General features: G+C 66.0%; 3 protein-coding genes. All 3 read left to right on the top strand.

Features of this window, described 5'->3' with window-relative positions; all coding sequences use genetic code 11:
* The first annotated feature begins 29 nt into the window (after positions 1 to 29).
* Genes CH266_RS15390 through CH266_RS15380 form a run of 3 tightly spaced genes read left to right on the top strand, consistent with a single transcriptional unit; the run spans position 30 to position 12,733 of the window.
* Complete coding sequence (locus tag CH266_RS15390; RefSeq protein WP_094715782.1) at positions 30 to 1,685, top strand: (2,3-dihydroxybenzoyl)adenylate synthase; 1,656 nt, start codon at positions 30 to 32, stop codon at positions 1,683 to 1,685.
* Positions 1,682 to 5,071, top strand: coding sequence for a non-ribosomal peptide synthetase (locus tag CH266_RS15385; protein ID WP_094736074.1), 3,390 nt, complete (start codon positions 1,682 to 1,684; stop codon positions 5,069 to 5,071). Before CH266_RS15390 ends, CH266_RS15385 begins: the two co-directional genes overlap by 4 nt.
* A gap of 6 nt (positions 5,072 to 5,077) precedes the next feature.
* Complete coding sequence (locus tag CH266_RS15380; RefSeq protein ID WP_094715650.1) at positions 5,078 to 12,733, top strand: non-ribosomal peptide synthetase; 7,656 nt, start codon at positions 5,078 to 5,080, stop codon at positions 12,731 to 12,733.
* Positions 12,734 to 12,757 lie beyond the last annotated feature (24 nt).

The raw sequence follows: 12,757 nt of genomic DNA, 5'->3' as shown, positions 1-12,757 counted from the left end.
CCGGAGGACGAGAATCCATGGTGCAGAACATGACCGAACTTGCCGAGCCGGACGCCGACGTCGACGCTTTCGTACCGTTCGGCGACGAGCGTGCCCGCAGGTACCTCGACGCCGGGTTGTGGCGAGGTGAAGCCCTTCCAGAGGTGTTCGCAACGTGGGCGACGCAGTTCGGCCCTTCGAGGGCGGTCGTCGACGATCGCACGGAGCTGACGTACGACGAGCTGCTTCGACGAGTGCGGAGCGTCGCAGCCGGATTCGCCGATCGCGGCATCGAACCGGGCGACCGGGTGGTCGTGCAATTGCCGAACTCCGTGAACTTTGCGGTCGTGCTGTTCGCCTTGCTCGAATGCGGAGCAGTTCCGGTGCTGACGCTGCCTGCACATCGCCGACGTGAGATCACCCATCTCGCCGCCACCGCAGCGGCGGTGGCGTACGTGATCTCCGATCGGGACGGCGACTTCGACTATTGCGAACTCGCCGATGAGGTCCTCGCGTCGGTGACGAGTGTTCGGCACGTCTTCGTCGACAGTTCCGGACCCGAATCGAACGGCGGCGGGTCCCATACCTCTCTGTCCGCGGTGGCCGGGGTGCCCCGACAGTTTCCGCGCGCCCGGCCGACCGATCCTGCCTTACTGCTGGTCTCCGGTGGCACGACGGGATTGCCCAAGCTGATTGCCCGTACGCACAACGATTACGAATACAACGCCAGGGCCAGTGCGGAGGTCTGCGCTCTCGGTCCCGAGGACGTGTATCTCGCCGTTCTCCCTGCCGCACACAACTTTCCGCTCGCATGCCCCGGGCTGCTCGGTGCCCTCGGGGTAGGGGCAACGGTGGTGTTCTCCGGCAGTGCCAGCCCAGACCACGCCTTCGCTCTGATCGAGAGGTATCGCGTGACGATCACGGCGCTGGTTCCGACGTTGACTCATCTGTGGTGCGAGGCAACGGAATGGGAGGATGCAGACCTGTCCAGCTTGCGGTTGCTGCAGGTCGGGGGAGCGAAGCTGGCACCGGAGGTCGCCAAGCTGGTCGAGCCCGCGCTCGGATGCCGGCTGCAGCAGGTGTTCGGCATGGCCGAAGGACTACTGAACTACACCCGAGCCGAGGACGGCGCGGAACTGGTGATCGGAACGCAAGGCAGGCCGTTGTCCCATCTGGACGAGGTGCGCGTCGTCGATGCGGACGGAAACGATGTATCTCCCGGGGAAGTCGGTGAATTGCTGACGCGGGGCCCCTACACCATCAATGGCTATTATTCTGCGGCAGAACATAATACGACTGCCATCACCCCTGATGGGTTCTATCGCAGTGGGGATCAGGTGCGCGAGCTCGAGTCGGGCCATCTCGTCGTCACCGGTCGCATCAAGGACGTGATCACCCGAAACGGCGAGAACGTCGCGGCCGACGAGCTCGAAGACCTGCTGCTCACCCATCCTGCAGTAGCGCGGGTCGCGGTGATCGGGGTGCCCGATGCCGCTGTGGGCGAAAGCGTCTGCGCAGTCGTGGTGCCGAACGGAAGTGGTCCGACCGTCGCCGACGTGCGGGCCTTCCTGACGGCGGCCGGCTGCGCCGGATTCAAACTGCCCGATCGCGTGGTGACACGAACATCGCTGCCCGTCACCGCCATCGGCAAAGTGGACAAGTCCTTGCTCGTCACACAGTGCACGCAACAGCAGCCGACTCGATGAAGGAACCCATGGATCTCGACGACGTCAGACGTAGGTTGGTGCAGGAGCGGTTGCGGCGTGCCCGAGGCGACGAGGCCGCACCCGAGGCGAGCCGCGGCCCACTCGCAGACGTCGAGTCCGCCGAATTCGATTCGTTGAGGGAGCAATTCGGATCCATCGACGACGTCTGGCCACTGTCACCACTGCAGCTCGGGCTCGTCTTCCAGGTAGGTGTCGACGCCGATGCCACCGAGCTGTACACCGTCCGCACCGTCGTCGAGGTCGGCCGCGTCCTCGACGACGACAGGATCAGGCGAGCTCTGCAATCGGTCGTCGATACCACCGCGGCGATGCGGACGGCCTTCGTGACGCCGGACGACACCGCGCCGGCCCAGGTCGTACTCTCTGCGGTGCAGGCACCGTTGACGGTGGTGGATCTCCGTGCGTGCCCGGCGAGCGAGGTGGACGATCGATGGAGCCGGATTCTCGCGGACGACCGGGCGCTCTCGTTCGACATCGCTGCGCCGCCACTGTTTCGGGTCACCCTGGTGCACCTTCCCGGAGGGGTCGACCGACTGTTGACCACCTACTGGTTCGGGTGCTTCGACGGCGGATCCTCGGCACTGCTCGTGGCTCGGGTCCTGGAGCAGCACGACGAGAACGGCACGCCCGTTCCGCCGGACCACGGCTACCGTGAGTATCTGCGTTGGCTGGCTTCTCGCGACCGTGCCGCGTCCGAGCAGGCGTGGCAGCGGTACTTCGGCGATATCGACAGCCCGACCTCGGTGGCCACGGAGGCCACCCGCGGGGACGGTTCACCCCGCAGGATCGAACGCAGAGTGACGGCAGCGGTGTCCGACGCGCTGGATCTGCACGCACGTCGATCCGGTTCGACTCTGTTCACGGTTCTCGCAGCGGCCTGGGCGAGTGTGTTGATGCGTGTGGTGGGGCGGTCCGATGTGGTGTTCGGTACCGCCGTCGCCGGTCGGCCCATGGATGTGGCCGGTTCCGACACCGCGATCGGCGCGTTCATCAGCACGGTGCCGATCCGGGTGACGGCAGGTGGATTCGATTCGGTCACCGATGTGGCTGCGCGCGTGCAGGATCAGCGTCTCGACCTGATGCCGCACGACACCCTCGGTCTCGGTGGAATTCAGCAGGCCATCGGTGCGGGGGCTCTGTTCGACACCCTGCTCGTCCTGCGTAACGCTGCCGGGCCTGCGGGACGACAAGAATCGACGTCGGCGGGGAACGAGCGCCGCGTGCGACACATCTCGACCGTCGATGGGTCCGAGTTCCCGGTGTCCATCGCAGTGGATCCCGGCGATGAACTGAACCTGTCGGTGACGTATCTACCCGATTCTGTGGACGACGAGCGTGCCCGATCGCTGCTCGACTCGTTCGCATCGGCACTCGATACCGTTGCAGCGCAGCCCGATCTGCCGATCTCGCGCTGGCCGTCTGCCCCGGGCGACATGCCGAGTGTCGTCGAGAACGAGTTCGACGGCCGATCGGAACGACTGCAGGACAACACGATCGCCGAATTGCTCGCCGCACGCGCCGCGGCCGTTCCCGACGACATCGCGTTGGTGTTCGGAGACCGGCGGCTGACCTTCGGCGACCTCGACCGGCGGGTGAACGCCTGCACACTGGCGCTGCTTCGCCGGGGTGCCGCTCCCGAACGCATCGTGGCCCTCGCTCTGCCGAGATCGGTGGAGATGGTGGTGGCCCTGTTCGCGGTGCTGCGTACCGGTGCCGCGTACCTGCCCCTCGAACTCGACTATCCGACAGAGCGTCTCGACGTCATGTTGGCCGACGCGCAACCGGCCGTTCTGGTGTCGACGGTGGACACGGAGAGTCGGGGATTGGCCACCACCGCCACACGGATGGTCGTCGACTCCCCTGAGGTCGCAACAGAGTTGGCGTACGACATCGACGCGTCGGAAGTCGAGGCGGCCACAGCGTCGGTCGGTTTTGCGTCCGGCACCGTCGGCCGACTCGAGCACCCCGCCTACGTCATCTACACCTCCGGCTCGACCGGAACACCGAAGGGCGTCGTCACTCCGTATCGCGGTCTGACGAACATGCAGATCAATCACCGGAACGAGATCTTCGCTCCCACCGTCGCCGCGGCAGGAGACCGCACCCTGCGGATCGCACACACGGTGTCGTTCTCCTTCGACATGTCGTGGGAGGAGTTGCTGTGGCTCGTCGAAGGTCACGAGGTACACATCTGCGACGAGGAATTACGCCGCGACGGTGAGGCATTGGCTCACTACTGCGAGCAGAACAGAATCGACGTGGTCAACGTGACGCCCACGTATGCCGGACATCTGCTCGATCTCGGACTGTTGGACGAACGCGACGGACATCGAATTCCCCTGGTCTTGCTGGGTGGTGAGGCGGTACCGGATGCACTGTGGAGTCGGCTCGACGGCATCGGCTACAACCTGTACGGGCCTACCGAGTACACGATCAACGCGCTCGGTACCGGAACAAGGGACAGCGTCGGGCCGTCCATCGGATCACCGATTCTGGGCACACGTGCGTCCGTCCTGGACCAGTGGCTACGGCCGGTCCCGATCGGTTCGGTGGGGGAGTTGTACCTCTCCGGTGTCGGTCTTGCGCGCGGCTATGTGAACCGATTCGGCGACACGGCAACGAGATTCGTAGCCGACCCCTTGACTCCGGGCGGACGGATGTACCGCACCGGTGATCTGGTTCGCATTCGAGCCGACGGTCTGTTCGACTACCTCGGTCGCGCGGACGACCAGGTGAAGATTCGCGGCTATCGAGTGGAGACCGCAGAGGTCGAACGCGCCGTGGCCGCATGCGAGGGTGTGATGGGCGCGGTGGTGCGTACGGTGCAGATCGGGAGTGGTACTCGCGCTTTGGCCGCATACGTCGTTCCTCGCGACGGCGGTACGACCGACACGTCCGTGCTGTTCGGTTCCATTCGAGACCGGCTGGCAGCGACGTTGCCGGAGTACATGGTGCCGACGTTGTTCGCTGCCCTGGAACGCATTCCGATGACGATCAACGGCAAGCTCGATGTGCGGGCTCTTCCGACCGTCGACGCCGTGGGCGGAGGCACGTTCGTACCGGCCCGAACGCCGGTGGAAACGATGTTGTGCGAGATCGTCGCGGCGGTTCTGGGTGTCGGACGCGTGGGGATCGACGACGACTTCTTCGCGCTGGGCGGCGACAGCATCACCTGCCTGGCCGTGGCATCGCGGGCGCGAAAGGCCTCGATTCCGCTGGCACCGCGTGCGGTGATGCGCAAGCGGACGGTGCGAATGTTCGGGGCGGAGCTCACACCGGACGCCGACGCACGCCCCGCTGTCCACGCCGCCGCCACGGTGGAACTGTCCCAGGACGAGCTCGACGAATTCGAAAGCAGTATGTGAGCAGACATGACGACCGATACCGCGGCCACGTCGCAGTCCAAGATCGCCGCCGTACTCCCACTCACCGCACTGCAGGTCGGGATGTACCTGCAATCGACGCTCGCCGAGCGAGCGCAGGATCCGTACCTGTCACAGACGGTGCTCGACCTGTCCGCCGCGGTGGATCGCGGCCGGCTCGATCGTGCCCTCGAACTGCTGTTGGATCGCTACCCGAACATCAGAGCGCTGCTGCGGCAACGCCGTAACGGTGATCTGGTCTGGGTGGTACCGCGCGCGTCGACGCCGGTCGTCACGGCCGTCGACGACGAGTGGGATGATCATCTCCGACGAGACCGCTCGGCCGGGTTCGCGTTCTTCGAGCAGCCGCTGATTCGCTTCTCCTGCTCCACTTCTGCGCGCGCCCCGCGAGTTCTGATCACCTACCATCACGCGCTGATGGACGGGTGGTCCGAGGCCATCTTCGTCAGGGAGCTGATCGCTCTCTACGAATCGGGCGAGGGGGCGCAGTTGCCGCCTGCACCCGACTTCGGCGAATATCTCGCGTGGACAGCGTTGCAGGACAACGACACTGCGCGTCAGCGGTGGGCCGACTACCTCGACGGGTTCGAGTCCGCGACTCTCGTTGCCGGGGACCGAACGAATGGGTCCAGCGCGGGCACGCGCTCGCGCCTGGACGTCGATATCGACGATGCGTTGGCCCAGCGGGTGTCCGAATACGCGCGTCGTACCGGCGTGACCACGAACGTCGTCGTGCAGACAGCCTGGGCGGCGATGCTGTCGGCGAGAACCGGTTCCGACGATGTGGCCTTCGGGATGGCGACGTCGCTGAGGCCGTTCGATCTCGATGGTGCCGAGGCGATGGTGGGTTTGCTGCTCAACACCGTGCCTGTCCGCCTGCGGTGGAACTCGGCTGCAACGGCGACCGAGATGCTCGCACGCGTGCAGGCAGACCACCTCGACCTGGACGAGTATCGGTTCCTCGGGCTGTCCGACATCGCCGGAACAGTCGGCGGCGGAGAGCTGTTCGACACCATAGTCGTATACCAGAACTATCCCGCACCGATACCCGAGACGAGCGGGACCGTCGACGAGATCACGGTGCTGGGTGCGCACATGAGCTTCCCGATGGCGTTGATCGTGGGCCCCGATCCTGCTCTGTGGGCGTTCGTACTGCACGACGAGGCCACTGTCGGCCGGCGGCAGGCCGCCATGTACGCCGAGACGTTCGTCGAGATGCTCGATCGGATGACGACAGTGTCGGACATCGACGTCACTCGACTGGTGGCCGCCCCACATGGCCAGGGGCGCAGCGTCGGACCGGACCGAACCGTGGTGCCGATCGAGACCGCTCTGGCAGCGCGTTTCGAGCAGTCCCGCGATGACGTGGCACTGCTGATCGGCGGCGAGCACATCACGTTCGGGCAGTTGTCCACGCGGGTCGGACGGGTGTCCGCACTGCTGCGTGTGCACCACATCGGTGTCGAAAGCCGCGTCGCTGTTGCGGTGAGCAGAGGTCTCGACATGGTGGCGGCGCTGTTGGCGACCATCGACGTCGGCGCAGCGTTCGTACCCGTCGACATTCGCTACCCGCGTGAGCGGATCGAACTGATCCTGTCCGATTCCGGGCACGACCTGCTGTTGATCGACGATGCGACCCCCGCGGCACTGACGGATATGGAGACTGCGGTCCGTGTCGATACCGTTGTACGACAACAGGACTGGACGCCGCCGTTCGGTCGCAGCGTCCCGGGTGAGTGCGCGGCCTATCTCGTGTACACGTCGGGTTCGACCGGAACGCCCAAGGGTGTGGTCGGCACCAGGAACGCGTTGGCCAACCGGCTGCAGTGGGCGGTGACGCGGTGGGGCAGACCGGGCAGCCGAGTTGCCAAGAGTTCGCTGGCGTTCATCGACGGCGCGACGGAGTTGCTCACCGGCATTCTCGCGGGCCAACGTGTGGTACTCGCGCAGGATCACCAGTACGGCGATTCGGGTGCCGTGGCCTCGCTCATCGGACGGTCCGGTGCCGAACAGGTCACCGCCATCGGTTCTCTGGCTGCCGCGCTGGCCGCTGCGGCGCCGTCGGCCTGCGCTTCGGTGACCGGTTGGATACTCAGCGGAGAACCGTTGACCGACCACATGATCGACGTGATCCGAGCGGTGACGCCGGACGCCACGATCGACAATTCCTACGGATCCTCCGAAGTCGCAGGCGACGTCGCCGTCCAGCGGGTCGACGGCGACCCTGCGGTCATCGGAACCTCGGTGGACAACACCACACTGCGGCTGCTCGACTCTCGGCTACGCCCGGTTCGGAACGCCGTTCCTGCCGACCTGTACGTGTCGGGCGTGCAGCTCGCCCGCGGATACTCCGGGAAACCGGCCGAGACCGCGACTCGCTTCGTCGCAGATCCCGGCGGCGATGGCGCGCGAATGTACCGCACCGGGGACCGTGCCCGTCTCGTCGACGGCGTCCTGGTATTTCTGGGTCGAGACGATCGTCAGGTCAAGATCAGAGGCCATCGCGTCGAACTGGGTGAGGTCGAAAGTTGGACGGCCAGTGACCCTTCGGTCGACGAGTGCGCCGTGGTCGCTGTGTCCGACGGTGACGGCGTCGGTGTGCTGGTGGCCTACGTGACTCCCGACTCGGTCGACACCGCGTCGGTGCGGGAGGCGCTTCGTCGCCGGGTTCCCGACTATCTGGTGCCCGCATTCTGGGTGGCCGTCGACAGTATTCCCAGAACCCCCAACGGCAAGGCCGATCGAAAAGTTCTGCAGGAGCGCGGAATACCCGACGGTGGTCCCAGCCGATCGCGACCGGCTGCATCCGAGGACGAGCGAGCGCTCGCGGCGCTGTTCGCAGACACCACCCGTGCGGAGAGCGCCCAGTCCATCGGCGTCGACGACGACTTCTTCTCGCTCGGCGGCGACAGCATCACCGCCATCACCCTCGTCCATCACGCGCGCACCGCCGGACTTCCGATCACCACCGCAGACGTCTTCGAGTGTCGAACGGTCGCAGGGCTGGTGGAGCGGGGCCGAAGCGCCCGGGCCGTTGCGATCGTCGACCGGCCCGACAGTTCGGTAGCGCTGCTGACCGATGCCGATGTAGCCGAATTGCGCTCTCGTGGAATCGATCCAGAGGCAGCTCGCCCGGCCACTCCGCTGCAGCGGGGTTTGGCATTCCAGTCCGTAGCCTCGGGCGACGGAGTGGAGGAAATCTACGTCATCGCCACCGAATTCGAGGTGCAGGGGCTGCTGGATCCGCGACGTCTCGAGGGCGCACTCGATGCGCTCCTCGACCGTCATCCAGCGCTGCGCTCGCGCTTTCTGACGTTGAGCACCGGGGCGACCGTCGCGATCCGCGATACGGGTCGAGTCGTACTCCGTCGTCATGTCGTCGACGATCCGACATCGCCTACCGCCCGTGACCTGATCGACCAGGACAGGCGTGCGTTCGACATAGAGCAGGACTCGCTCGTCCGAATTCTGCTGCTGGACTGCGGGAACGATCGTCACCGGGTGGTGCTGACCGTCCACCATCTTCTCGTGGACGGGTGGTCCATGGGCACTGTGGGTACCGAGCTGTTCAAGCTCTACCGAGGCCTGGCACTGCCGGAACCTGCGCGGTTCGACGACTACCTGCGGTGGCTCGCGGGCCGCGACGACTCGTCCGTCGACGCGTGGCGTCGCGCGCTCGGCGCGGACGTGGCACCGACGATGGTGGCAGCGTCGGCATCGGCATCGTCGTCGGCATCGGCATCGTCGCTGGTACGTTCCGAGGCGCACGAGATCGACCTCGAGTGGAGTGCGCAGGACACCGCTCGGCTCATCGAGTCGGCGCGTCGTCGATCGTCGACGCTGAGCGAACTGGTCGATGCAGCATGGGCCGTGGTGCTCTCGGCATTCACGGATTCCCCGTCGGTCGTGTTCGGCTCGACGGTCTCGGGGCGTCCCACCGACCTCGATCGCGTCGCAGACATGGTCGGACTGTTCATCAACACCGTTCCCGTCCGTGTCGACGTCGGACCCGATGCACGTCTGTCGACCGTGCTCGCTGGTCTGCGGGACTTCTCGATCGCCGTGGCTCCGCATCATCACGTGGGCCTGGCAGACATTCAGAAGGCCGTCGGGCGGGGAACGCTGTTCGACACACTCGTGGTGTTCGAGAACTTCGCTGCTGCAGACACTTCGGGTGTCGATGCCGAGAACTTCTCGGTGTCGGTCGCCGAATTCCACACAGTGACGCACTACCCGCTCGTGTTGACGGTCCATCCGGGCGAACGGATGCGGCTGGTGGTCGAATACCGCAGCGACTCGGTGCCCGTGGCTCGCGCCCGCGCAGTGGCGTCCGCACTGACCTCGGTGTTGGGTGCGTTCGCCGACGAAGGCGACCCGCCGATCGCCGCACTGTCTCTCGTCGACGAGACGACGACTCGGATTCTCCGCACCGAGTACGCCGGCTCGCAGCGTCGGTATCCGGACGGGACGATGGTGGACCTGTTCGCCGACCGCGTCGCGTTGCAACCGGACACCGTTGCTGTTGCAGACGCCGCCACGGCTCTGACGTTCGCCGAGCTCGATCGCGTCTCCAATCGAATTGCGCGATGGCTCCTCGGTTTCGGTGTCGGCGCGGAAGATATCGTGGCCGTCCAGGCCCCACGAACCGTGACGACGATGGCGACGATCCTCGGGGTCATGAAGTCCGGGGCCGCCTACCTCCCGATCGACCCGAACTGGCCCACCGAACGCGCGCGGCAGATTCTCGACGATGCGCAGCCGGTGATCACGGTGACGGCATCGGCGGTCGAGGCCCTGACGCCGTCGTCGATGGACAGGATTGCCGTCACCGATTCCGAGCGTCGGTCCGCATTGCATCCCGACCACCCGGTGTACTTCATCTACACCTCCGGTACGACCGGTGTGCCCAAGGGAGTCTCGGTACCGCACCGAGGACTGGCGAATCTCTATCACTCCCATCGCGAGAGCGTGCATCTGCCGACGGCGGCGCGCGCGGGCACGGACACTCTGAACGTGGCGCATGCCTGGTCGATGGCCTTCGACGCATCCTGGCAACCGCAGTTGTGGATGTTCGGCGGGCACACAGTACATCTCATCGATCCCGAGGTCGTTCTCGATCCGAGAGAACTCACCGAGCGACTGCGAACGCTGTCGGTGGATTTCATCGAGGTCGTACCCTCGTTGCTCGAACAGATGATGCGGTCGGGATCGATCGACACACTCACGTCGGTCGGGGTCGGCGGCGAGGCGGTATCGGTCGACTTGTGGAGCAGGTTGCGCGCGAACGAATCTGTGGTCGCCTACAACTTCTACGGACCCACCGAGGCCACCGTCGATGCGGTGTTCACATCGACGGATCTGTCGCCCGAGCCCGTGATCGGTAGGCCGGTGACCAACCTGAAGGCATACGTGTTGGACGCCTGTCTTCGGCTCGCGCCTCCCGGGGCGCTCGGCGAGCTCTATCTGGCCGGGCCGGGCGTGGTGCGCGGGTATCGCAACGCGCCGGGGCGCACCGCGCACCGCTTCGTTGCCGATCCCTTCGCCGCGGACGGTACTCGGCTCTATCGGACCGGGGATCTCGTGTCGTGGACCGAATCCGGCACATTGAGGTATGCCGGTCGCGCGGACGACCAGGTCAAGATCCGCGGGCATCGCGTCGAAGTGGGGGAAGTCGAAAGTCGATTGCGAGAGATCGATGCCGTCGCAGACGCGCGGGTGCTGGTGCATACGTCGGGTATCGCTACCGGGCAGGCGACCCTCGCTGGATACGTCGTTGCTGCGCCGGGACGGACGATCGACGTGAGCGCCGTGCGCGCGGGTCTGGGCGAACTCCTTCCGTCGTACATGGTTCCATCGTCGGTGACCGTGCTCGATGCGTTCCCTGTGCTGCCGAACGGAAAGCTCGACGCGGCCGCGTTACCCGACCCCGTCCTGACTCTCGGTTCCGGGCGCGCGCCGCGCACCGACGTCGAGCGGGAGATATGCCGCGCAGTAGCCGCCGTGCTGCATGTGCCGGAGGTCTCCGCGGACGACGACTTCTTCGATCTCGGGGGCGACAGCATCATGGCCATGGAGTTGTCGGCGCGGCTGCGGACGGTGGGCATGGCGGTCTCGCCCCGTCACATCGTCGCTCGGCGCACGCCGGAAGCACTTGCTCAGCAAGCGGAGTCGGCGCAACCGATGGCCTCCGGCGTCGAGGAACTGTCGCCGTACGGAGAAGTCCCGTTGACACCGATCCTCCGCTGGATGGACAGCCTCGATGGGTCCGTCGACGAGATCTCGCAGGCGGTGTTGCTGGAGGCTCCCGCCGATCTGACCGAGAACTCGCTGATCGAGCTTCTCGATCTCGTGGTGGCCAGGCACCCCATCCTGCATTCGAGTTTCGAGCGTCGTCCCGGCTCCGAGTCCGTGTTCACCGTGTTGCCGGACGGTACTGCCGACGTGGCCGAGTGGGTCCGTACCGAGTATGTGGACGGGCTCACCGAATCGCTGCTCGCAGAACGTGTTGCCGCCCAGTCACGCGCGGCACGTGGTCGGCTCGATCCCCGGATCGGCCGGATGGTCGATGTGGTGTGGCTGCGCCACCACGGTGACACCGACTCCTCGGGTGAGCTCCTGATCACGCTGCATCACCTCGTGGTCGACGGGGTCAGCTGGCGAATACTGCTGCCGGACATCACGACTGCGTGGCAGCAGCGGTTGTCGGCGGATCGCGGCCCGATCGGGCCCTCCATGCGGCAGTGGGCGCACGAGATCCACCGCCTCGCCGGCTCTGCCGAGGTGCTCGCCGATCTGGAGTACTGGACACGCGTCGGCGACGGGGCTGGACGGGTTCCGTTGGTGCGTCCGGTCGATCCGTCGGTCGATACCGGTGCAGGCGTACGCACCACCACGTTCGCGCTCTCCCCTCAGGAAAGCGCGCGGATTCTCGCCGCAGCCCGCCCGCGGCTCGGGGTGTCCGTCGAACATCTGTTGTTGGGAACGTTCGCGGCCGCGACAGTCGAATGGATGGACAGCGGTGCGGCGGGTCCGCAGTCGTTCGTCGTCGACGTGGAGGGGCACGGGCGGTCCGGAATCGCGTCCGATCGGGTGGACGGCTCTTCCGTGGTCGGATGGCTCACGGCTGTGTTCCCGCTCCGCCTGACCGCTGACGCGACCGACCGTCGAGCCCTGATGTCGCACCGGTCCGATCCTGTTGCCGCAGAATCGGTTCTGCGTACGATCGCGACGGACGCGGCTAGGTCGAGGGATTCGGTGCCGGGAGACGGGTCGACGTACGGCATGCTGCGGTGGTGCAGCGGCGAGGCGGGTGCGGTGCTGCGGCACATGCCCACGGCCGACATCGAATTCAATTATCTGGGCCGTTTCGACACCGCGGCAGGCGGTCCGTTCGGGGCCAGCCGACTGCGTAGCAGTCTCGACACCACGCCCGGCACCGAGACGCCCTGCGGCTATGCGTTGGTCGTCGACAGCTACGTGCACGAACAGGACGGGGCGTCGGTACTCGGTGTGACGTACACGTGGCCGGCAGGAGTGCTCGACGGTGTGGAGGAACTGGCCGGGCTCTGGCGGGAGGCCCTGTCGGCCGCGTGTCGAATCGTGGAGGACAGGGAGTCCGAGGACGGGCTAATGAGGCAAGGGTAACCTCATTAGTGCTACCTTGTCAGT

Origin of the sequence: Rhodococcus sp. 06-1474-1B (assembly GCF_002258885.1) — a bacterium.
GTDB classification, from domain to species: domain Bacteria; phylum Actinomycetota; class Actinomycetes; order Mycobacteriales; family Mycobacteriaceae; genus Rhodococcoides; species Rhodococcoides fascians.
The sequence above is the reverse complement of the archived record's forward strand: the minus strand, read 5'-3'. Positions and strand labels throughout refer to the sequence as shown.